The 22,847-nt window shown below is 58.3% G+C and carries 21 protein-coding genes; 16 read left to right on the forward strand and 5 right to left on the reverse strand.

All coding sequences use genetic code 11. The features are described 5' to 3' along the window. Positions 1–19: 19 nt before the first annotated feature. Positions 20–319, reverse strand: a complete 300-nt coding sequence (locus ACP3TY_RS06955) for a PilZ domain-containing protein (protein ID WP_159814263.1) — start codon at positions 317–319, stop codon at positions 20–22. Between the two features lie 273 nt (positions 320–592). Here ACP3TY_RS06955 and rssB point away from each other — a divergent pair, with 273 nt between their 5' ends. Both rssB and rssC read left to right on the forward strand, forming a co-directional pair. After that, a complete protein-coding gene (rssB, locus tag ACP3TY_RS06960; RefSeq protein WP_053122045.1) occupies positions 593–1,774 on the forward strand; it encodes a two-component system response regulator RssB in 1,182 nt (393 codons plus the stop codon). Continuing rightward, complete coding sequence (gene rssC, locus ACP3TY_RS06965) at positions 1,774–2,256, forward strand: anti-sigma factor antagonist RssC (protein ID WP_042560140.1); 483 nt, start codon at positions 1,774–1,776, stop codon at positions 2,254–2,256. Before rssB ends, rssC begins: the two co-directional genes overlap by 1 nt. Before the next feature lie 213 nt (positions 2,257–2,469). Here rssC and tal read toward each other — a convergent pair whose 3' ends face one another. Together tal and ACP3TY_RS06975 are read right to left on the reverse strand one after the other, a co-directional pair. Then, positions 2,470–3,396, reverse strand: a complete 927-nt coding sequence (tal, locus tag ACP3TY_RS06970; protein WP_053122043.1) for a transaldolase — start codon at positions 3,394–3,396, stop codon at positions 2,470–2,472. A gap of 202 nt (positions 3,397–3,598) precedes the next feature. Further along, complete coding sequence (locus ACP3TY_RS06975) at positions 3,599–4,555, reverse strand: glycosyl hydrolase family 5 (RefSeq protein WP_426619562.1); 957 nt, start codon at positions 4,553–4,555, stop codon at positions 3,599–3,601. 292 nt (positions 4,556–4,847) lie between these two features. On the opposite strand from ACP3TY_RS06975, the gene ACP3TY_RS06980 reads away from it, so the two are divergent. The 8 genes from ACP3TY_RS06980 to ACP3TY_RS07015 all read left to right on the forward strand — a co-directional run bounded on the left by ACP3TY_RS06980 (position 4,848) and on the right by ACP3TY_RS07015 (position 14,526). Beyond that, positions 4,848–5,288, forward strand: coding sequence for a low molecular weight protein-tyrosine-phosphatase (locus tag ACP3TY_RS06980; RefSeq protein ID WP_053122039.1), 441 nt, complete (start codon positions 4,848–4,850; stop codon positions 5,286–5,288). 39 nt (positions 5,289–5,327) lie between these two features. Then, positions 5,328–7,556 (forward strand): polysaccharide biosynthesis tyrosine autokinase, encoded by a 2,229-nt coding sequence (locus ACP3TY_RS06985; RefSeq protein ID WP_426619563.1) that lies wholly within the window; start codon positions 5,328–5,330, stop codon positions 7,554–7,556. Between the two features lie 40 nt (positions 7,557–7,596). Beyond that, positions 7,597–8,679: a glycosyltransferase family 4 protein gene (locus ACP3TY_RS06990; RefSeq protein WP_426619564.1), complete on the forward strand. Its 1,083-nt coding sequence runs from the start codon at positions 7,597–7,599 to the stop codon at positions 8,677–8,679. Positions 8,680–8,694: 15 nt separating this feature from the next. Further along, positions 8,695–9,807, forward strand: a complete 1,113-nt coding sequence (locus tag ACP3TY_RS06995) for a polysaccharide pyruvyl transferase family protein (RefSeq protein WP_426619565.1) — start codon at positions 8,695–8,697, stop codon at positions 9,805–9,807. Continuing rightward, positions 9,804–11,036, forward strand: a complete 1,233-nt coding sequence (locus ACP3TY_RS07000; RefSeq protein ID WP_426619566.1) for a phosphoribosylaminoimidazole carboxylase — start codon at positions 9,804–9,806, stop codon at positions 11,034–11,036. The genes ACP3TY_RS06995 and ACP3TY_RS07000 overlap by 4 nt, the downstream gene beginning before the upstream one ends. Next, entirely contained in the window at positions 11,027–12,130 is a 1,104-nt protein-coding gene (locus tag ACP3TY_RS07005; RefSeq protein WP_053122025.1) for a hypothetical protein, read from the forward strand. Before ACP3TY_RS07000 ends, ACP3TY_RS07005 begins: the two co-directional genes overlap by 10 nt. 12 nt (positions 12,131–12,142) lie before the next feature. After that, positions 12,143–13,189 (forward strand): acyltransferase family protein, encoded by a 1,047-nt coding sequence (locus ACP3TY_RS07010; protein WP_426619567.1) that lies wholly within the window; start codon positions 12,143–12,145, stop codon positions 13,187–13,189. A 206-nt stretch (positions 13,190–13,395) separates the two neighbouring features. After that, positions 13,396–14,526 carry a GDSL-type esterase/lipase family protein gene (locus tag ACP3TY_RS07015; RefSeq protein ID WP_426619568.1) on the forward strand — a complete coding sequence of 377 codons (1,131 nt, stop codon included), beginning with the start codon at positions 13,396–13,398 and terminating at the stop codon, positions 14,524–14,526. Between the two features lie 111 nt (positions 14,527–14,637). Here the strand turns inward: ACP3TY_RS07015 and ACP3TY_RS07020 are convergent, their stop codons facing one another. After that, entirely contained in the window at positions 14,638–15,048 is a 411-nt protein-coding gene (locus ACP3TY_RS07020) for a mannose-1-phosphate guanylyltransferase (protein WP_053122019.1), read from the reverse strand. Between the two features lie 35 nt (positions 15,049–15,083). Then, positions 15,084–15,917, reverse strand: a complete 834-nt coding sequence (gene galU / locus ACP3TY_RS07025) for a UTP--glucose-1-phosphate uridylyltransferase GalU (protein WP_042560129.1) — start codon at positions 15,915–15,917, stop codon at positions 15,084–15,086. 389 nt (positions 15,918–16,306) lie between these two features. On the opposite strand from galU, the gene galE reads away from it, so the two are divergent. The 6 genes from galE to ACP3TY_RS07055 all read left to right on the forward strand — a co-directional run bounded on the left by galE (position 16,307) and on the right by ACP3TY_RS07055 (position 22,511). After that, entirely contained in the window at positions 16,307–17,323 is a 1,017-nt protein-coding gene (galE, locus tag ACP3TY_RS07030; protein WP_053122014.1) for a UDP-glucose 4-epimerase GalE, read from the forward strand. A gap of 233 nt (positions 17,324–17,556) precedes the next feature. Beyond that, a complete protein-coding gene (locus tag ACP3TY_RS07035) occupies positions 17,557–17,793 on the forward strand; it encodes a hypothetical protein (protein ID WP_007910552.1) in 237 nt (78 codons plus the stop codon). Positions 17,794–17,938: 145 nt separating this feature from the next. After that, positions 17,939–19,000 (forward strand): polysaccharide biosynthesis/export family protein, encoded by a 1,062-nt coding sequence (locus tag ACP3TY_RS07040; protein ID WP_426619569.1) that lies wholly within the window; start codon positions 17,939–17,941, stop codon positions 18,998–19,000. Positions 19,001–19,012: 12 nt separating this feature from the next. After that, positions 19,013–19,678, forward strand: a complete 666-nt coding sequence (locus ACP3TY_RS07045) for a YjbF family lipoprotein (RefSeq protein WP_159815505.1) — start codon at positions 19,013–19,015, stop codon at positions 19,676–19,678. Beyond that, positions 19,675–20,436 carry a capsule biosynthesis GfcC family protein gene (locus ACP3TY_RS07050; RefSeq protein ID WP_053122008.1) on the forward strand — a complete coding sequence of 254 codons (762 nt, stop codon included), beginning with the start codon at positions 19,675–19,677 and terminating at the stop codon, positions 20,434–20,436. Before ACP3TY_RS07045 ends, ACP3TY_RS07050 begins: the two co-directional genes overlap by 4 nt. Next, the gene (locus ACP3TY_RS07055; RefSeq protein ID WP_426619570.1) at positions 20,433–22,511 is read left to right on the forward strand and encodes a YjbH domain-containing protein; all 2,079 of its coding nucleotides are present in this window, start codon (positions 20,433–20,435) and stop codon (positions 22,509–22,511) included. The genes ACP3TY_RS07050 and ACP3TY_RS07055 overlap by 4 nt, the downstream gene beginning before the upstream one ends. Positions 22,512–22,847 lie beyond the last annotated feature (336 nt).

Genomic DNA, 22,847 nt, shown 5'->3' on the forward strand with positions numbered 1-22,847 from the left:
TCGCCTTTTTTGTGTGCGCTTATTTCATCTTCAGAATGGTCAGGCCTAGCTTCTGAGCGCCGCCATCTTGTGCGCTGACCCAGACCACTTCGGTCTCGGCCTCAAGGCCAGTGAGCGCTGCATGGTCGGAGTCGATCCGCACGCGCAAACGGTCGCCGACCGCGAATTCTCTGGGCGCTTCGACCTGCATGCCACTGCTCGAGAGGTCGATGCACACTCCTGAAACCTCATCACCCTCATGAATCAACACGACATCGGCATCGACTCGCATGCGGATGAAATCGCGCTTTTCGCTGTAGTCCCGACCGGTTTGACTCATGCCTTCGTCCTTCCATTGGGTTACGGTTTGAGCTGTTCTTATAACTCCCAGTGATTTGACAAGTAAAGTCGTCAAGCGACCATCGGCGCATGCTTGAAACGCTCTGCGGATGGGAGTACCGTCTGCGCCTTAGAAGGGCACCTCTGAAGTAACTGCGTTTCGGCCTATGCTCGAAAGCGGTGCAACAGAGAGGCTAGAAAGCGAATCCAGTAGTCCGCGCAGGGTTGTTACCTTGCCCACTACGCCAACCTAATTCTGGCGCCGTTTGCCCACATGCCAAAAACCAGTGCCACGCTGCTGATAATCGATGATGACGAAGTAGTGCGCGCGAGCCTCGCGGCCTATTTGGAAGACAGTGGTTTCAGCGTCCTGCAGGCCAGCAACGGCCAACAGGGTCTCAAGGTATTCGAGCAAGAACAGCCCGATTTGGTTATCTGCGATCTGCGCATGCCGCAGATGGGCGGACTCGAATTCATTCGCCAGGTCACCGAGCGTTCGCCGCAGACGCCGATGATCGTGGTGTCGGGTGCCGGCGTGATGAACGACGCGGTCGAGGCCTTGCGCCTGGGCGCGGCGGATTACCTGATCAAGCCTCTCGAAGATCTGGCTGTGCTCGAGCACTCTGTGCGCCGGGCCCTCGATCGTTCGCGTCTGCTGCTGGAAAACCAGCGCTACCGCGAGAAGCTGGAAAAGGCCAATCGTGAGCTCGCCGCCAGCCTGAACCTGCTCCAGGAAGACCAGAACGCCGGTCGCCAGGTGCAGATGAACATGCTGCCGGAAAGTCCGTGGAGCATCGACGAGTTCAAGTTTGCCCACCAGATCATCCCGTCGTTGTACCTGTCGGGTGATTTTGTCGACTATTTCCGTGTCGACGAGCGCCGGGTTGCGTTTTACCTAGCGGATGTTTCCGGGCATGGCGCCTCGTCAGCCTTCGTCACGGTGCTGTTGAAGTTCATGACCACGCGCTTGCTGTTCGAATCCAAGCGCAACGGCACATTGCCGGAATTCAAGCCTTCAGAAGTCCTTGGTCATATCAACCGGGGGCTGATCAGTTGTAAGCTGGGCAAACACGTCACAATGGTCGGTGGAGTCATCGACGAGGAGACCGGTTTGTTGACCTATAGCATCGGCGGTCATCTGCCTTTGCCAGTGTTGTACACGCCTGACAGTGTTCGTTATCTCGAAGGGCGCGGTTTGCCGGTGGGCCTCTTTAATGAAGCCACCTATGAAGACCACGTGCTTGAGCTGCCGCCGACGTTCAGCCTGACGCTGATGTCCGATGGCATTCTGGATTTGTTGCCAGAACCCACGCTCAAAGAAAAAGAAGCTGCTTTGCCCCAACGGGTGAAGTCGGCGGGCGGCAGCCTGGATGGTCTGCGGCAAGTGTTTGAATTGGCCACGCTAGGGGAGATGCCGGATGATATCGCCCTGTTGGTGTTGAGCAGGAATCTTTAATGAGTACCGGTAGAATCCAGTTCGCCGAGCAGGACGGCACCTTCGTCCTGAAATTCGTCGGTGAAGTTCGCCTGACCCTGTGTTCGGCGTTGGATGCGACTATTGAGAAAATCTTCACCGCGCTGAATTTCAACGCGATCGTGATCGATTTGACCGAAACCCGCAGCATCGACAGCACCACCTTGGGCTTGCTGGCCAAACTGTCGATCCTGTCGCGGCAAAAGGTCGGCCTGCTGCCGACTGTCGTGACCACCCACGATGACATCACCCGTCTGCTGCAATCGATGGGGTTTGAGCAGGTGTTCAACATCGTCAACCACCCGGTGCCATGCCCGGAGTGCCTGGACGACCTGCCAGATCAGGATCAGTCGGAAGAAGTGGTGCGGATCAAGGTGCTGGAAGCACACAAAATCCTCATGGGCCTGAACGATTCCAATCGCGAAGCGTTTCATGACCTGGTGAATGCCCTCGAGCGGCATTGATAGTTTGAGCTGAGGGTAGGGCGGCTGGCCCTATCGCGAGCAGGCTCACTCCTACAGGGTTCTTCATTAGCCACATAATCGCGATCACTCCACAGATCCCCTGTAGGAGTGAGCCTGCTCGCGATAGCTTCCGCAAGAACACCGAATATTTCCCAGCCATAAAAAAGGGCGAACCCTCACAGGTTCGCCCTTTTTGCATTTCAAACAATCAAATCACAGCTTGGCCTGCAACAGTGCCTCAAGCTTCTCCTGGTCGCGAGCGAACTGACGGATGCCCTCAGCCAGTTTCTCGGTGGCCATCGCGTCTTCGTTGGACAGCCAGCGGAATTGCGCTTCGTTCAGGCTCTGACGGGCTTCACCGGCGTGGCCTGGGGCCAGTTTGCGTTCCAGCTTGCCGTTATCCGCTGCCAGTTTGTCGATCAGATCCGGGCTGATGGTCAGGCGGTCGCATCCGGCCAGTTGCTCGATCTGATTCAGGTTACGGAAGCTCGCGCCCATGACCACCGTTTTGTAGTCATTGGCTTTGTAGTAGTTGTAGATGCGCGTGACCGACTGTACGCCCGGATCATCGGCGCCGGTGTAGTCGTTGCCGTTGGCCTTTTTGTACCAGTCGTAGATGCGGCCCACGAATGGCGAAATCAGGAACACGCCGGCGTCGGCGCAAGCTGCGGCCTGGGCGAAGGAGAACAGCAGGGTCAGGTTGGTCTGAATGCCTTCTTTTTCCAGCACTTCAGCAGCGCGGATGCCTTCCCAGGTCGAAGCGATCTTGATCAGTACGCGGTCGCGGCCAATGCCGGCCTTGTCGTACAGCTCGATCAGGCGATGCGCGCGTTTCAGCACAGCGTCTTTGTCAAACGACAGGCGTGCATCCACTTCGGTGGAGATACGGCCCGGGATCACTTTGAGAATTTCCTGACCTACCGCGACGCCAAAACGGTCGCTGGCCAGGCCGACATCGCCCTTGCAGTCGCTGACGCAAGCGTTCAGCAGCTCGGCGTAGCCGGAAATGGCCGCGGCTTTGAGCAGCAGGGAAGGGTTGGTGGTGGCGTCGACCGGTTTGACCCGGGCGATCGCTTCGAAGTCGCCAGTGTCGGCCACTACGGTGGTGAATTGTTTGAGTTGTTCCAGCTTGGAAGTCATGGGCGTGCTCTATCCTATGGGTCTGATGACATTACCCGAGCGCTGACGGTCACTCAAGGGCGTGGACGTGTATCGATGGCCCCTGCGGCAACAACCTGAAAACGATTGTTTGAAAGGTGGGGCGGGCTATCGATGAATACGATGCCAAAACAGCGCACAGGTTCAAAGCAACCGACCTGCGTACAGATCGGTTGCGCACGGACTACTCAGCGTTCAACAGGGTTTCGACCGACATTCGCGCCGGTTTCGGCTGACCGTCAGAGGTCAACAGGCCGAAGTTCTTCTCGCGATCGTTACTGCCGGAATCACTGTTCTTCCATTCATAGATAGACGTCAGCGGGATCTGCAGTTTTTTAACATCGCCAATAAAGGCGTTGATCTTGCTCGCCTGACCATCGGCGCCACCATTAGAGCTGAGCGCTGAGACGCCCCACTCACTGATTACCCCCGGCAAATGAAAGTTCTGCTGAATGAATGCCTGCGCGCTGCTGATCTGCGCAGCAGTCATGCCATACGGGTGATACGACACCGCGCTCAGGCATTTCGGGTATTCGCTGACGATGCGGTTCAGCGCCACGGTGGACGCGGAACCGGCGGTCGGCGGCCGCGCGAAGCCATAACCCACCAGTGGCGTCGCCGGTGGCTTGCCCTGCAACGTCTTGCACACCGAACTCATGAACGGCACGAACGTCGTGTCGAAATTTCCCGTCGGCCAGTAGGTCGGCAGATCCGGCTCGTTCCACAGCTCAATCGCCACCAGTTGCGCGTTGTAGGACGTTTCCAGGCTTGTCACAGCATTGGCGAACGCTTCGCCCGCCGTCGCCAGTTCGCTGCCTGACGAAGCCGGCAACGGCTTGATCGCGCGCACCGTCAACAGCACCGGCAACCCCGCCGATCGCGCCGCCGCAAAGGCAGCGCTGACCTGCTGCTGATAGGCCTTGGCGCTCAGGCTGTCGCTCCACACACCGAAGCGCACAAAACTGAACCCGGCGGCTTTGATCTGCGCGGCATCGGCGGCGGTGAAGTTCTGGATCTTCACCTGCACGCCGATGGTCTTGGCGGGGAGGTTAGGGAACAGTTCACTGGCGTGAACCTGACTGGTGGCACCGAGCAGCGCCAACGTCAGCGCGCCAAGTTGTTTCAAAGGTGTCGATTTCATGTCTGCTCTCCCGAAGAGAAGTGACAACTACGAAGAATGATCTCTTTTCTCAATTTTCGAGTGAGGTGATGGCACTTAGTGCGCGAATGTTATTTTTTGTCGGAAAACAATCAGCCGAAAATCACAGTTATTTTTAGTCCGCTAATAGTGGTTGGGCGCCTTTAAAACGCTGTGGTACTTAATGCTCCAGTACTAACAGGGCGATTCTATTTCTGAGTGCAGAAAGATCCACAGGGTTCATTGCAATCCTTTGGCATGTTGGCCGTTTGACATTACCCGGGAAAGTAAAACCTTGTTCAGAAAGATCCTTGTTGTGTGCGTGGGCAATATTTGCCGCAGTCCGACGGCAGAACTGTTGCTGCGTAACGCGCTGGCCTCGTCAGCGATCACCGTTACCTCCGCAGGCCTTGCGGCGCGGGTCGGCGAGGGTGTCGAAGCGTCGGCGCGTCAGGTGCTCGAAGATCACGGCCACAGCGCCGAAACGTTCAAGGCTCGGCAACTGACATCAGACATCGTCAATGAATCAGACCTGATTCTGGTCATGGAAAAACAACACGTTAATCAAGTACTGAAGATTGCCGCGCACGCGAGGGGCAAAGTGTTTCTGCTTGGCAAGTGGCAGAGCGAGCGCGAAATACACGATCCGTATCGTCAAGGTAAAGCCGCTTTTATCCATGCGCATGCATTGATTGAAGATGCAGTTAGTTCATGGGCGCAGCGCCTCGGGCATTGACGAATATTCTTCAGAACAGTGAATGGTAAGAACAGACTTATGCAGTTACCGTCCGTAATCGGCACCCGTGACAATGATCAAGACAGCATTGATCTGCTCGGCATCTTTGGCAGCCTGATCGATCAGAAATGGTTGATTGGCGCGCTCACCGGCGCGTTTATGGTCACCGGCGTTGCCTATGCGGTTTTGGCCACGCCGGTGTATTCGGCGAACGCGCTGGTGCAGGTCGAACCGAAAAAGAACGACATGCTCGGTTTCTCCGACCTCAACAGCATGCTCGGCGGCCAATCGCCGTCGGTGACCGAGATCGGTATCATCAAATCCCGCGCAGTGATCGGCAAAACCGTCGACGACCTGCGCCTGGACATCGACGTCAGCCCCAACACCTTCCCGCTCATCGGCGGCTTTCTCGCCCGGCGTTATCGCGGCGAAACCGACAGCAGCGTCGCCGCGCCGCGTTTCGGCCTGAACAGCTACGCCTGGGGCGGTGAGCGGCTGGAGTTTGCCCGGCTCAATCTGCCGAAAGAATTGCTCGGCAAAAAACTCACGCTGATCGCTGGCGAACAACATCGCTTCCAGTTGCTCGATGACAACGACAACCTGCTGGCCGAGGGCGCGATGGGCGAAGCCTTTGCGCAGGATGGCGTGGAAGGCTTGATCACTCAATTGCAGGCCAATCCCGGCACGCGTTTCGAAGTGGTGCGCAATCCGCGCATCGTGACGATTCAGGGTTATCAGGATGCACTGGATATCTCTGAACAAGGCAAAGAGTCGGGAATCATTCGTCTGGCCCTCGCCAGTGCCGACGCGCCTGAAGCGGTGAAGATTCTCAACAAGATTGCCTCGCTCTACGTCGAGCAAAACGTACGCCGTACCTCGGCGGAAGCGGCGCAGAGCCTGGCCTTCCTGCAAAGTCAGTTGCCGCAGGTCAAACGTGATCTGGCCAAGGCCAGCGATGCCCTGAACGCCTATCAGACCCACGGCAAAACCGTGAACATTTCCCTGGAAACGCAATCGGTGCTCGGTCAGTCCGTCGCGCTGGAAACGCGGATTTCCGAGCTGAAAATGCAGCAGGCGGAGATGGATCGCAAGTTCACCAAACAGCACCCGGCCTATCGCGCGTTGATGAGCCAGATCGGTGAATTGACCCAGCAGCAGAAGTCGCTGGAAGGCAAAGTCCAGGACTTGCCGGCCACCCAGCAAGAACTGCTCAACCTGACCCGCGATGTTGAAGTCGCCTCGCAGATCTACACGCAGTTGCTCAACAAATCCCAGGAGCTGGACATCGTTCGTGCCGGTGCGGTGGGTAACGTGCGTCTGGTCGATACGGCGGACGTCGACCTGACCAGTCCGGTCAAACCGAAGAAAGCCTTGATCGTGCTGATCGCCACATTCTTCGGCGCCTTCGTCGGTGTGGCGCTGGTGCTGCTGCGCAAATCCCTGAGCCGTGGGCTGGAAGGCCCCGAAGCCATCGAGCAACTCGGTTTGCCGGTGTACGCGTCGATTCCGTACAGCGCGCTGCAACAGGAAGAGGACAACAAAAAGGGCCGCGCCCGCGATGGCGTCGACAAACCGGCGTACCTGTTGGCGCTGCGCAATCCGACCGATTTGTCGATCGAGTCGATCCGCAGCCTGCGCACTTGCCTGCACTTCGCCGGGCTCGATTCGACCAACAACCGCATCATGATTTCCGGGCCGAGCCCGCAAGTCGGCAAAACCTTCGTCTCGTCCAACCTCGCCGCAGTCATGGCCTTGAGCGGTCAGCGCGTGGTGCTGATCGATGCAGACATGCGCAAAGGGCACCTGCACAAAACCCTCAACACGCCAATCAGCAACGGTTTATCCGACCTGCTGGTGAAGCGCTGCAGCATCGATCAAGCGATCAACAAAGTCGAAGTCGACAACCTGCATTTCATCAGCCGTGGTCAGGTGCCACCGAATCCGTCCGAGCTGTTGATGCACGCGAACTTCCGCGAATTGCTCGCGCAACTCAGCGAGATGTACGACGTGGTGATCATCGATACGCCGCCGCTGCTGGCGGTGACCGATGCGGCGATTGTCGGCCGTGAAGCGGGCATCAGCCTTATCGTCACGCGCTTCGGGGTGAACCCGGCCAAAGAGATCGAGCTGACCATCCGCCGCTTCGCGCAGAACGGTATCGAGTTGAAAGGCGCGGTGTTCAACGGCGTCGAGAAGCGTGCCGCGAGCTACTACGGCAACGGCGGCTACGGCTATTACAACTACGAATACGCGTCCGACAAATCCTGAGTTTTGGCGATTGTCCTTTCCTGTTTGAAGTGGGTGAGTTGTGAAAAAAATACTGCACGTGGCAGAGACGATCAAAGGTGGCGTCGCGACCGTTATTCGCACGATTTCGGCGTCGCCGGAAGGCGATGCGGCCGACTACGAGTTGGTGTATCTGGTGCCGGAGGATCAGGCCAAAGAACTGCACGGCATCGGCGCGCAACAGATCCGCACCTTCCCGCGCACCGGGCGCAATGTGCCGTCGTTGCTGCGTTTCGCCTGGCGTCTGACGCAGGTGCTGCTCAAGGAGAAACCCGATGTGGTGCATTTGCACAGCACCTTTTCCGGGGTGATTGGCCGCTGCGTCTGCGTGCTGTTGCGTCCGTGGCGCAAGCCGAAAATCGTCTACTGCCCGCACGCGTTTTCGTTTCTGATGGAAAGCTCGCCAATCAAGCAGAAGGTCTATGCGTGGATCGAGCGCGTGCTGCAAAAGGTCACCGACGTGATCATTTGCGTCAGCCAGTACGAACTCGATAAAGCCGCGCGCTTCGGCATCGAGCGCAAACGCATGAAGCTGATCTACAACGGCATTCATCATAAGGACGACGCGCCGAAAGCCGCGAGCCCCGAGCCGATTCATCTGCTGTTTGTCGGCCGTCTCGATTACCAGAAAGGCTTCGACGTGCTGCTCAAGGCCTTCGCCAATGTGCAGCGCAATGACCTGAAACTGACGGTGGTCGGCAGCGCGGTCAACGAGGATTCGGTGGAGTGTCCGCCGATGGATTCGGTCGAATACCTGCCGTGGGTCACGCCGAGCGAAGTGCAGGCGCTGTACCAGAAAGCCGATGCGCTGATTGTGCCGAGTCGCTGGGAAGGTTTCGCCATGGTGCCGCTGGAAGGCATGGCCATGGGGCTGCCGGTGATCGCCAGCAATTGCACCTCGCTGCCGGAACTGGTCACGCACGGCGTGTCGGGCTACGTGTTTCCGTCCGGCGATCACCAGGCGCTGGCCGATGTGCTGGCGCAAATCCAGAAGCCGCGCTTGCTCGACCTCGGCAGCGAAGGGCGCAGCATCGTCCGCGAGCGTTTCAGCGCCGCGTTGATGATTCGCCAGACCTACGACCTGTATCGCGCTCCCAATTTTTAAGTAGAACTCAAGCATATGAACGTAACGATTTTGCATGGCTACAGTGCGTCCAACTCCGGTGACGGCCTGCTCGTCGATCTGGCCATTGCCTTGGTGCAGCGCAACTTTGGCGACGACACCGCGATCAGCGTGGTCGCCTCTGATCCGGATTCTTTCAGCTATCTGCCGCACCCGCGTTTCGACGCGCCAGTGATGGCGGCCAAGGGCCTGGGCCGGGTCAAGCAAGCGGTGTTTCTCAATCAGTCCTACGCCGGGTTGGCGGATCTGCTGCAGAAAACCGATCTGATCGTCGGCGTTGGCGGCGGCTACATGCGCTCGAAAAGCGCTTTCGAACACATCAAGTTGAAGCTCGGTCACGCCAAGCAACTGGAAACCGCGATCCTCAGCAAATTGCCGTCGGTGTACCTGCCGCAAAGCATCGGCCCGTTCCATGGCGAGAGCAGCAAAATCGTCGAGCACTACGCCAACGCCGATGCGGTGTTCGTGCGTGACAACCGTTCCTCGGCGATTTTCGACGCTTGCGAAAACGTCTACCGCGCGCCGGATCTGGCGGTGCAATCGCTGGCGAGCAAAATCCTCCAGCAACCGAAGTTCACCCGTTGCGCCGCATCGCCAGCCACGGTGTGCGTGGTGCTGCGCAAGCCGCCGGAGTGGAGCAAGGACAAGAAGGTCGCGTACGTCGCCAACCTGAAGCTGCTGCTGCAACGCCTTAAGCAAAAAAGCAAAGTGGTCTGCGCCGTGCAGAGCGCCGTTCGCGGCAACGATGACGGTGCCTTCTATCGCGAACTGGGCATCACTGAAGACCTGCTGTCGTTGAAGGCGACCATCGCCAAATATCAGCCCGATCTGGTGATCTCTGTGCGCCTGCACGGCGCCATCGAATCGCTGCTTTCCGGCGTGCCGGCGTACCACATCAGCTACGAGCGCAAAGGCTTTGGCGCCTATCAGGACATGGGCGTCGAGGACTGGGTGATCAATGGCGGTGACATCGATGTCGACACCATCATCAACACGGTTTACGCGCCAAATGCGCTGTCGAATTTCGGCCAGCGCCTGACCGATACCTGCCGTGAAATCGAAGCGAAAACCGTGGCCATGGACGAGATCATCAAGGGTGTCGTTCGATGATATTTCGGCTACTGCTTCGCGGCGGAGCCTTGGGCGCGAAGTTTTTGCTGGTGTTGGCGATCACTCATTACCTCGGTTATGAGGCGCTGGGTTTTTACGGTGTGGTGGTCGCCGCGTCGTTGATCGCCTCGAAGTTTTACAGCGTCGGTTTCAGTTCTGAGATCAATCGCTTGATCAGCGTCGGCGGCAGTTCGCGCCGCGTGGTCGACAAGGTTTTGCTGTTGTACCTGGCGGTGGGACTGGTGCTGTCGGTGGTGACGGTGCTGATTTATTCACTGTTCCAGACCGTTGAAGCGACGGCGACGCTGATCCTCTGCGTGACCCTGGTTTTGCTCACCGAGCACCTGTCGTTCGAGATCAACTCGTTCGTGTTTTCCGCACAAAAAGCCACGGCCGGCGCATTGCTTTTCTTCATCAAGACCGGTCTGTGGGCGGTGTTGGCGGTGGGCGGGATGATGCTCGGCTGGGTGTCGGGGATCGCCAGTGTGCTGTGGTTGTGGGTCGCGGCGAATGTGCTGGTGATTGTCGCCGGATACTTGATTGTGGTGAACGTGCACAAGGGCCGCGACAGCTCGACGCTGGCGACGGGCGCGGTGTGGAAGGCCGGGTTGCCGTTCTACCTCGGTACCGGTTTGATCGCGCTGAGTCAGTACGCCGAGCGTTTCCTGATTATCGATCTGGAGCCCTACGCCAGCCTCGGCAAATATGTGTACGCGTGGTCGGCGGCGAACACCTTGCAAGCCTTGTCGTATGCGGTGGTCGCGGTGGTTGGCATTCCGGTGTTGGCCAAGCGGTTTCAGGCCGATCAGCAGGCGTTTACGGTCAAGCAGTTGTTCGTCAACAAATGGGTGATGCGTTCGCTGGTGGTGTCGGCGGCGGTGGCGGTGGCGATTTATCTGTTCTTCAACGTGGTGCTCGATTACGTCGCCACCAGCGTGCCGCGTCCGGACAATGCGATTCTTGGCGTGCTGATCTTTTCCTGCGCTTTGCGGGCGATTGGCGACATCGTCTGGGGCGGTTTGATTGCCTCGAAAAACAGCCGCGTCTCGCTTGCCAGCGCAGCGATCTGCCTGCTGGTTTCGGTGCCAGTCAGCTACGTGTTGATCAAGCACTATTCGATTTATGGCGCGGCGTGGGGCAATGTCTTCGCGGTCATCGTGCAGCTCGGCGTTATTGCCGTTCTGACGCGCGTGACCGCTGCGAAAAAGGCTGCCGTGTCATGGGCCTGAAGCTGCCGTGTATCGAGTTTCGCGGCAAGCGACTCGATTCGTATGTGTCGTTCCTGATTCTGTTCACCGGGTTGTTTTTGTCAGTGGCCATGCCGCTGCTGATCCCTCGTGATCCGGGCCCGGATGCGATGACCTTGTGGTCGTCCTACGCGCGCGCCGACAACTGCAACTTCTGGAACCCGTTCTCGCCCGATCGCTCATCGTACGAGTGTTCGGCGTTCCTGCTGCGGCCCACCGGGATCAACCTGACCAATGCCTGGGCCTACGGCATGTTCTGCAATTTCTTCCTCACGGCGATTCCGGTGGTGGTGTTTCGGCGCATGCCGTTGGCGATCTTCGGCACCCTGTGTCTGTGGGGTATCGTCCGCTCGTTTTTCCTTGAGAACCTGACCAAGGAAATCATTGTATCGGTGGCGGTGTTGAGCATTTTGCTCAGCTCGTTGACGCGCAAATATCGTGGCGGATTCTTTCTCTCAGCGGTGATTTACGGCGTGCTGATCCGGCCGTACTGGATTCTGTTTTCGCTGTCGTGGGTCGGCGTCTGCGTGATGAAAAAGTACGTATCACGCACGACGTTCTTTCTGATGTTGTTCCTGTTCTACCTGGCGGTGGCCATGGCGATTCAACTAGCGCTGGGCTTCCCGGTGTCGTCGATTCGCGCCAGCAACAACGAACTGCGCACGGCGGGCGAGGAGGGCTCGAAGTCGCTGATCGTCTCGTGGCTCACCGGCAGCGACTTCGTTTCGCAGGCGCTGGACTCGATGATCATCTTCTTCCGCTTGTCGTTCCCGGTGGAGCTGATTCTGCTGTCCGGGCCGGGGCAGGTGATCTTCGTGGCGTTGATGATCATGACCGCGCTGCTGCTGTTCAAAGTCATCACCTCGACCGATTACAAAGGCGCGCCGATACAGACCAAACCCAAGGAACTGATCGCGATTCCGCTGGCGTTTCTGTTGGTGCAGGGTTTGTTCGAGCCGGACTTCGGCTCCTTCGCCCGGCACTTTTCGATGGTGGTGCCGGTGCTGTTCGTAGGGCTGGGCTTGATGCTGCGGGCGAACAAACCGGTGCAGGTTGAATCAAGAATTCTGAATTGAGGCAGGTGCTTTATGTCGAGCAAGAAAAAGTCCCTGGAGATTGAAACCCTGCGCGGTCTGGCGTGCCTGCTGCTGGTGCTTTACCACGTCATCGGGCCGTTGGGCGGCGGCTTGAAGATCGATATCGGCTCGCCGTTCCGGGTGATCGCCGACTCGATGGTGTACGTGCGCATGCCGCTGTTCACCTTTATTTCCGGGTACATCTATTCGATCTACAAAATCCGTGGCAACGACTTTTCCGCGTTCTTCAGCGGCAAGGTGCGGCGTTTGATCGTGCCGTTGTTTTGCGTCGGTGTGCCGTTTTCGGTGCTGCAAGCGGTGGGGCCGGGGGTGAACAAGGATGTCGGTGTGATCTACGCGTTGCTGTCGTTCTGGGTGCCGATCAACCACTTCTGGTTCTTGCAGGCGGTGTTCATCATTTTCATGTTCGTCGGGCTGCTGGAGTGGCGCGGGATGCTGCGTTCGGCGACGCGCTTGTATGGGTTGTTCGCGTTTGCGGCGCTGTTGTTTTTGCTGCCGCCGTTCAAGCTTGATGCGTTCGGAATAAACGGTGCGATTTACCTGCTGCCGTTTTTTGTCGCGGGGATGATCGGGCAGGAGAATGTCGAGGCGCTGAAGCAACGGTTCGCGATGATCGGGCCGGTGGTGTTTGTGCTGATTTCGCTGACGTTGCTGTATGTGGCGGCGCTGGATCGTGAGTTGATTGTTGATCGCCGTAGCTTGATTGGTTTGACGGTGGGGTGTGTGTCTTGCTTTGCGTTGTTGTCGAGTGGCATGCGCTCGAAGGCGTTGACGTGGTTGGGTGGGTATTCGTATGCGATTTTTCTGTTTCATGTGCTGTTTGCGGCGACGTCGCGGGTGGTGCTGGGGCGGTTGGGTGTGAAGGATGAGAGCCTGCTGGTGTTGGGTGGGTTGAGCGTTGGGCTGCTGGGGCCGGTGGTGTTGTCGATGGTGTTCAGCCGGTTTAATTTCACCTCGGTGCTGTTTCTTGGTGAGCGTGCGGCGGTGAAGAAACCGGTGGTGGTCGTTGCCCCGGTGGTGCCGGTTCAGAATAGCTAGAAGCTTCGCGAGCAGGCTCGCTCCCACAGTGGATATCGAGATCTCCTGTAGGAGCTGCGGCACGCTGCGATCTTTTGCTGTTGCTTCTAAAGAGCAAAAGATCGCAGCGTGCCGCAGCTCCTACAGGGGGATTTGTGTATGACGCCGATCCAGTGTGGGAGCGGGCTTGCTCGCGAAGGGGCCTTACGGACGGAAGGAATTTTTGCATGTTGGCAGTGAATGACGCTCAACCCGTTGCAGCGTCGGTGGTTGAGGTGGGTGATGCGCGTGAGCGTTTTGCCCAGTGGCGTGAGGGCAAGGCCGGCAAGGTGTTGTCGGTCTCGGTGATCGGCGACAGTTACAGCGCCGGCCAGGATTTCTATCTGAACAAACTGGTGCAGCGCGTGGCCGGGGAAGTAGGTTTTGCCGGGCCCGGCTATATCGGCTTCAACCATGGCGCCGCGCTCGGCGGCACGCATTTCAAATACACCCGCAGCAGTGAAAAATACTTCGGCGGGGACTGGACGGTTTCAGGTCTGGGCCAGGCGAGTCCGGACAGCCGCACGGTGAAGGGCCGGCCAGGCGCATGGCTGCAAGTCAACGCCAGCCCGACACCGGCGATCAACACCGCCGTCACTCAGGCTAAATTGTTTTACCTGGGCAGTGGCGAACCTGCCGAGATCCGCTATCGCTGGTCATCCTCAGAAGATTGGCAGCCGATGACGTTGGCAGGTTCTGGCGTTCAGGAAGCAACCCTCTCGGGTCTTCCGGCAGCAGCAGACTGGTCATTCAAACTGGAAGTTACCCAAGGCACGCCAACGCTGTTCGGCCTGTGGATGAGCAACGATCAGAACGGCGTGCGCGTCTCGAAACTCGCAGCGTCCGGCGCTGCATCCGCTGACTTCTATCACAACGATGCGCAATGGCAGACCCAGTGGAAAGCCGCTGTGTCGAAGATCCCTGCCGATGTTTACCTGATCATGCTGGGTGGCAATGATCAGGGCTTTGGCGTCAAACCCGCGCAGTATCTGCAGAACGTTCAAGGTCTGGTGGGCATGCTTCGCGAGATTCAACCGGCGGCGAGTATCAACCTGATCATGCGTCAGGACACCACGCGTTCGAGCGCTTATCCGATGTCGGCGTATGCGCAGGTGCTTGAGCCTTGGGCGCGGGAGCAGCGGTTGGGTTACGCCAACCTGCAATGTGCATTCGGTCCTGACGTGAAGCGCTACGCTGCTGCGATGATCGGCCCGGACAAGATTCACCCAGTGCCGGCAACGGGCGGGAAGGTGATTGCGGATTACTTCTACGGCTGGATCACTGGCGCCAACAATCGCTGCGATGCCGCCCCACAATGATCGTTCCCACGCTCTGCGTGGGAATGCATCCTGTGACGCTCCGCGTCATCCGGCGTAGGGACGCGGAGCGTCCCGGGCGGCATTCCCACGCGGAGCGTGGGAACGATCAGGTCAGTCTTGCGTGAAGGCGTCGACTTGTTCGAGCAATTCCGCAAGCTTCTGCGGCATCAACCGTGCATCACAACGGGTTTCCACGTTGATGATGATCGCCGGGTCGTTGCAGCAAATCCGCACGCGGAAGCGCCAGTCGCTGAAGATCACTTTCAGCCCGTCGCTGTCATCCATCTCCAGCGCCTGCTCGCCATAGCGCTTCTTCAAATGCGCGAGCAACGGATACGGATCGCGCAGCGGCCGGCGGATATCCCCGGACGCCGGGAACACGCCAATGCGCTCCACCAGCAAAATCGTGCCCAGCCAGGTTTCGTTGGCGCTGGGCAACGGCTGATGGCGTGACAACCAACTCATCACCCCGAGGTTGCCCACCTCGCGTTCAATCTCTACGGAATGTTGTGCAATGTTCATGGTGGCCTGCCTGAAATGAAAAAGAGGGAGCCGTCTCAGCGGCCCTTGAGGTAGACGTTTTCGTAGCAGAAATTGGTCGCCTGCAAGTAACCCTCGGCGTCGCCGCAGTCGAAGCGCAGGCCCTTGAATTTGTAGGCCAGCACGCAGCCGTTTTGCGCCTGTTTCATCAGCGCGTCGGTGATCTGGATTTCGCCGCCCTTGCCCGGTTGGGTGTCGGCGATCAGGTCGAAAATATCCGGCGTGAGGATGTAGCGACCGATGATCGCCAGGTTCGACGGTGCGTCTTGCGGCGCCGGTTTTTCCACCATGTTGTTGACGCGGTAGATGCCGTCGGAAATCAGCTCGCCGGCGATGACGCCGTACTTGTGGGTCTGGTCGGCCGGGACTTCCTGAATCGCGACGATCGAGCAGCGGAATTTCTTGTACAGCTGAATCATCTGCGTCAGCACGCCGTCGCCTTCAAGGTTCAGGCACAGGTCATCGGCCAGTACCACGGCAAATGGCTCGTCGCCAATCAACGGACGGCCGCTGAGGATCGCGTGGCCGAGGCCCTTCATTTCCACCTGACGGGTGTAGGAGAAGGTGCAGGTGTCGATCAGCTCGCGAGTGCCGGCCAGAAACTTCTCTTTTTCGGTGCCGCGAATCTGGTGTTCGAGTTCGTAGCTGATGTCGAAATGGTCTTCCAGCGCACGCTTGCCCCGGCCGGTGACGATGGCCATGTGTTGCAGGCCAGCGTCCCGTGCTTCTTCAACGGCGTATTCGATCAACGGCTTGTTGACGATCGGCAGCATCTCTTTCGGCATGGCTTTGGTGGCCGGCAAGAAACGCGTGCCGTAGCCGGCAGCGGGGAACAAACATTTACGAATCATAAAAGTATCCTGGACAGTCATGGAACACAGGCGACGCATGCAGGCCATAACTTCGGTCTGCAAGTTTCAATGATGATTGAAGGCTTACTTTAATACCTGAGTCAGGTTATTAATGGCAATTGTTCATGGGGATAAAAGCCGACAATGTTATGAGATGTCGGTGAGTGCTTGATTAGTTATTTTTAGTCGGTATCTGTTGATAGTGATTCGTGCACTTGCAGTGCTAATAAGTAGCGGGCAATACAGTGTGACCTGCAAAAATATTTATTGCCAGTCATTGAACTAGTTTTGTTTTCGGTTGTTGTCGTTCGTTTGTGTGGATTGCGACACATATCCATGCAGTCGGGCTTGACACGCTACTTGGCATTTATCAAATGACGGATCGCGCCATGAAGATTCTCGTGACCGGCGGTGCCGGCTATATCGGTTCGCATACCACACTTGCGTTGCTGGAAGCAGGTTATGAAGTTGTTGTGCTGGATAATCTTTGCAACAGCAGCGATGCGGCGTTGCATGCCGTAGAAGCCATCTGCGGCAAGAGTGCCTGGATGATTCGCGGCGATGTCTGTGATCGGGCCTTGCTCGACCGGATTTTCCGCGAACACAACATTGAGGCCGTGCTGCATTTCGCCGGTCTCAAGGCTGTCGGCGAAAGCGTGCGCAAGCCGCTGGAATACTACGAAACCAACGTCAGCGGCAGCATCACGCTGTGTCAGGCGATGGCGGCGGCGGGGGTGTTTCGTCTGGTGTTCAGTTCGTCCGCCACGGTGTACGGCGAACCCGAGCAAATGCCCATTCGCGAAGATTTTCCTACCGGCAATCCGACCAATCCCTACGGCCAGTCCAAGCTGATTGTCGAAAACGTGCTGCGCGATTTGAGCCAGGCCGAACCGCGCTGGAGCATCGCTTTGCTGCGCTACTTCAACCCGATCGGCGCCCACGACAGCGGGCAGATGGGCGAAGACCCCAACGGTATCCCCAACAATCTGGTGCCTTACATCAGTCAGGTCGCGGTCGGCAGCCTTCAAGAGTTGTCGATTTTCGGCAACGACTACCCGACGATCGACGGCACCGGGGTGCGCGATTACATCCACGTCGTTGATCTGGCCGATGGGCATTTGAAAGCATTGCAATCGATTGCCGGACGCACTGGCATTCACACCTGGAACCTCGGCACCGGTGATGGCTACAGCGTGTTGCAAGTGCTGCATGCCTTCGAACAGGCCTGCGGGCAACCGGTGCCGTACCGGATGATGCCGCGTCGTTCCGGCGATATTGCCGAGAGTTGGGCCGACGCCTCCAAGGCTGCGAAAGAACTTGGCTGGAAAGCCACGCGCAGTTTGCAGGACATGGTCACCGACACCTGGCGCTGGCAATCCACGCATCCCAATGGTTACTTGGGATGATGGCCATTTAAAGTCCAATGTTATTTTCAGTCAGGTTGTTAGATTCCGTCGGGAAATTACACTGGCAATGCCTTTTGCAAGTCCGTAGATATAAACCTGCCGTTCGACTTTTATCAGTTGGGTAAGACTGTGAAAGAACAACGGATCTTGTTCGCGCTATTTGCGGGCTTGAACGCTACCACCTCTAACACACGCCGGTTTTTTAACAGGCTGAATGTTAGAAAGGAGTTGTTATGAAAAAAGTGATGGCAGTTGCCCTGTTGACGATGTTGAGCAACTGGGCTGCCGCCGCTGAAGCACCGCTTACTGCGGTGACCAATGTAGGTGGCAACGTGGCGGCTTCTCAAGCGCCGGCAGCCAGTACTGCAATGGTCGCCAGTGCAGTCGCGGCGTCTAACAGCGGTGGCAGTGCCAACGGCGGTACCACCGGTACAACGGGTACCACCGGTACAACCGGCACGCATAACTAACAGGAAAGTTCTGTTAGTGCAGTACAAGGTCGCCCGACGTGAGTCGGGTGACTTTGTTTTTGGATTCGCCCTTGAATAGCGTAGTGCCATTATGACTCGTAGTGTTTATCTTTTAATGTTGGCAAGTCTCGCTTTGCAAGGTTGCATGTTTTCCCCCGGTCAATACCTGAGCACCCAGGACATCACGCGTCAGGGTGCCAGTGAAAGCAGCCGGGTCGAGCTGATTCCGATCACGCCCAAGCTGATTGCCATGAACCGCGCCACGCAAAAACGTGAGTCGCTGCCGGCAGAGTTGTTGGCGACGCCCGCGGAATACCGCATCGGCAAGAACGACGTGCTGTACATCACCGTGTGGGATCACCCGGAACTGACCGCACCCTCCGGCGCGCAACAACAGATCGATGCCAACGGCCGCCTGGTGCGCTCCGATGGCACGCTGTACTACCCGTTTATCAAGGAAGTTCAGGCCACCGGCCGGACTATCCAGCAACTGCGCTCGGACATCGAACAACGGCTGTCGGCGTTCATCGCCGAGCCGCAGGTGGATGTCGCGGTGTTGCGTTTCGCCAGCCAGAAAGTCGTGGTCACCGGCGCCGTCACCAAGGCTGGCCCACAAGCGATTTCCACCAACCCGCTGAGCGTGGTCGAGGCGCTGGGCACTGCCGGCATCGACACCAACAATGCCGACTTGTCCGGGCTGCTGCTCAACCGCAAGGGCCGGGTGTATCCGCTCAATCTGGATTCGCTCAATCAAGCGGATTCCGAGTTGCAGAACGTCTACCTCAAGGGCGGCGATCAGCTGTATCTGCCGTACAACGACAACAAGCGCATTTACGTGATGGGCGAGGTCAATCAGCCACGCGCGTTGAGCTTCAAGACCGCGACGATGAACCTTTCCGACGTGCTCGGTTCGGTCGGCGGCTTGAGCCAGACCACCTCCAACGGCAACGCGGTGTACGTCATTCGCGGCGTGGAAAACCTCGATGTCGAGCCGGCAAAAATCTATCAACTCGAAGCCGAATCGCCGACCGCCATGGCGCTCGCTTCGCACTTCGAAGTACGTCCTCAGGACGTCGTGTATGTCGGCCCTGCCAACGTGACTCGCTGGAACCGTCTGATCAGCCAACTGGTGCCGTCGGCATCGATTGTCGGCACCGGCGCTTCCGCTGCGAAGAACTGGAGCGAATACAGCAACAACAGCAAATAAGGCCGCCCGTCCGTGAAAATATTGAAAATCGGCGTCTGCCTGATGGCGGCCGCGTTGCTGTGCGGCTGTAACCCCCTGATGAGCGCGTCGCTGAACAACTTGAAGGCCGCGGTCGTCGGCCCGGATGAAGTCGAGGTGACGCCCGCCGAAGTGGCCGGGGTCAATTACCCGCAACTCAAACTGACCACGCCGTCCGGCTCCGGCGTTTTGGCGCTGGTGCGCGAGCGCGAGGATCTGCAATTTTGGGTCGCTTCCGGCAAACAAGTGTTGTTGCTGCGCGATGGCCTCGCTGTGCGCAGCATTGGCCTGGGTCTGGAAGGCGATCTCGATGGCACGCGCCTGGCTGACAACTCGCCGTTCAAACGAGGCCTGCATCAAGTGCCGGACGGTTTCACCACGCGGCGCTGGATCGATCTCTACAAGGGCCAGGAAGTGGGGGTGATCGTCAACAGTCGCTTCACCCGCCGCGCCACTGAAACCCTGACCATTCTGGACAAGGACTACGCCGTGCTGCGTGTCGACGAGCAGATCGACGCTCCGGCCATTGGTCTCAGTGCGACCAACCGTTATTGGGTCGATCCGCGTGACGGTTTCATCGTGCAGAGCGAGCAGCAACTCACTTCGCAACTGCGGGTGAAGCTCGTGCAACTGACCCCTGATCGCAGGCATTTGCCGTGAAGCGCCTGAGGGTTTTTTCCGCTTTTTTGCTGTTGGTCGCAGGTGCGAGTCAGGCCGCCGTCATTGTCAGCGGCGATGTCGCCAACCCGGGCCCGGTCGAGTTGCCGGCGGGTGGGCGTTTGCTCGATGTGATCAGCGTTGCCGTACCGAATGCCGAAGGTTATTGGCTGGCGGGCGGCTTGCTGCGCCAATCGCTGATTGAGCAACAGACGCGGCTGAAGGTCGGCGTGCTGTTTGATCTGGATGTGCTGCGGCGCATGGCGTTGCTTTTCGACAGACCGAGCCGGGCGGCGCTGGCGCAGCGTGTTGCCGACGAGGTTCGGCAGATGCCGGTGACCGGGCGGCAGATTGCCGATCTCGATCCGGTGGCGCTGGAAGTCGGCTTCGCGCGCAACATTCGTCTCGACGATGGCGATCGGCTGATCTATCCGACACGCGTCGATGAGGTGGAAGTGGTCGGTGCTGTCGACGCGCCGTGTCACCTGCCGTATCAGCCGTTGCAGGAAGCTCGCGAGTACCTGCAAGGCTGTGCGATTTCCAGCGATGCCGAGGCCGATTATCTGTGGCTGATCCAGCCCAACGGCGCTTCGCAGCGCGTCGGTATTGCGCATTGGAATCGCGAATCCGGGCACTTTCCCGTGGCCGGCAGCAAGATTCTGGTGCCGCTGAAAAATGATGATCTTGATCCGCCTATCCCTGAGCTGAATCAGCAGTTGGCCGAATTTATTGCCACGCAGCTGGCCGAGGTGGTTCGTTGAAGTTACGTTTTGCAGCTGTGTTGTTATTGCCCTGTGGTTTGGCTCATGCAGAGCCGCGCATTACCCAGAATGACTTCGGCGGCGCCGGTCTGTTGCAGACGCCGACGGCACGCATGGCCCCGGCCGGCGAGTTGAGCGTCAACGCCAACCGCACCGATCCGTACAGCCGCTACAGCGTTTCGTTGCAGCCGCTGGACTGGCTCGAAGGCTCGTTTCGCTACACCGCGATCACCAACCGGCCGTACGGCTCGGAGGCCCTCAGCGGCAGCCAAAGCTATAAGGATAAGGCAGTCGACGCCAAAGTCCGGCTGTGGGAGGAGAGCCACTGGGCGCCGGAAGTGGCGTTGGGCTTCCGAGATATCGGCGGTACCGGTTTGTTCTCCAGTGAGTTTTTCGTCGCCAACAAACGCTTCGACAATTTTGATTTCAGCGCCGGCATCGCCTGGGGTTACATCGGTAATCGCGGCGACTTCGACAACCCGTTGGGCTTCGCCAGTGATCGCTTCAAAACCCGTCCGGAAACCGAAGGCACCGGTGACGTCAACGCGGGTTCGTATTTCCGTGGCCGGCCTTCGCTGTTCGGCGGTGTGAGCTATCAGACGCCGTGGGATCGTCTCAGCCTGAAGCTCGAATACGAAGGCAACGACTATAAAAACGAGCCGAAGGACAACGAGATCAAACAGGACTCGCCGATCAACCTCGGCGCAGTGTTCAAAGTCACGGATTCGATCGACCTCAGCGCGGCGTGGGAGCGCGGTAATACGGCGATGTTTGGCGTGACTTTTCACACCAATTTCGTCAGCCGCAAAGCGCCGGCGAAGACCTACGACCCGACCCCGGAACCGCTGCCGGCGAAGGCACCGACCACGTCGATGGAGCAGGTTGACTGGGCCAACGTCTCGCAGCGTTTGCAGCAGAATGCCGGCTATAAAGTCGAGCGCATTGCCCAGCGCGATTCCGAGCTGATCGTGTATGGCGAGCAGCAGCGTTACTTCCATTCGTCCAAGGCAGTCGGGCGTGCGAGCCGGATTCTCGATAACAGCGTCAACGACGATATCGACTGGTTCACCGTGGTCAACAAGCGCTACGACCTGCCCCTGGAAGAAACCAGCGTGCCGCGCCAGACCTTCCGCGAAGTGATCAACAACGAGGAACCGCTGCAGTCGCTGCACCGCACCACCGAGATCAACCCAGCGATGCCACACAACGAGAAAACCCTCTACACCGAAGCGCCGCAGCATTTCAGTTACGGCGTCGGTCTGGGCTTCAAACAGAACGTCGGCGGCCCGGATGGTTTGCTCTATCAATTCAGTGCCGATGCGGATGCCGAATACCGCTTCAATCGCAACACTTGGTGGAGCGGTCTGCTCAGCGCCAATCTGGCCAACAACTTCGACAAATTCACCTACGACGCACCGAGCGGATTACCCCGTGTGCGCACGGATTTGCGGCAGTACCTGACCACCTCCGATGTGACCATGCCGCTGTTCCAGGTCAGCCACGCCGAGCAGTTGGATAAAGACCTCTACGGCATGGTGTACGGCGGTTATCTGGAGTCGATGTTTGCCGGCGTGGGCGGGGAGGTGTTGTTCCGCCCGACCGGTGAACGCTGGTCGGTGGGCGCGGATCTGAACTGGGTGCGCCAGCGTGATTTTGATCAGGGTTTGGGTTTGCGTGATTACTCGGTGGTGACCGGGCATATCACCGGTTACACGGATCTGCCGTTTGATACGTTAGCAGCCGTCAGTGTCGGTCGTTATCTGGCGGGGGATTGGGGCGGTACCGTGGATATCTCGCGAGAGTTTTTCAACGGCGTGCGCTTTGGTGCGTGGGCGACGGTCACCACGGCCAACAGCGCCGAATACGGTGAAGGTAGCTTCGACAAAGGCCTGTACCTGTCGATCCCGTTCGACGAAATGATGAGCATGTCGACCATGCGCCGCGCCAACCTGGTGTGGGCCCCGTTGACCCGAGACGGTGGCGCCAGACTGAGCCGCAGCTTCCAACTGCACTCGATGACGGATAGCCGGGAAGGGGACATGTTCTATCGCAACTTCGAGAAAATCACCGAGTAACCCGTGATCTTTGTGGGAGCAGAGTTTGCTCGCGAAGGCGTCGGCACATCCAGCACCGATGTTGCCTGACCCACCGCTTTCGCGAGCAGGCTCACTCCTACAATGATCTGTAGCATTCCCGCTATCCGATACCCACACAAATCCCCGGTAGGAGCCGAGCTTGCTCGCGAAGGCGTCGGCACATTCAATATCGATGTTGCCTGACCCACCGCTTTCGCGAGCAAGCTCTGCTCCTACATTGATTTGTGGTATTCCCACTATCCAGTGATCAACACAAACCCCCTGTAGGAGCCGAGCTTGCTCGCGAAGGCGTCGGCACATCCAGCACCGATGTTG

The sequence above is a fragment of the Pseudomonas rustica genome (assembly GCF_049959085.1).
Taxonomy (GTDB): Bacteria; Pseudomonadota; Gammaproteobacteria; order Pseudomonadales; family Pseudomonadaceae; genus Aquipseudomonas; species Aquipseudomonas rustica.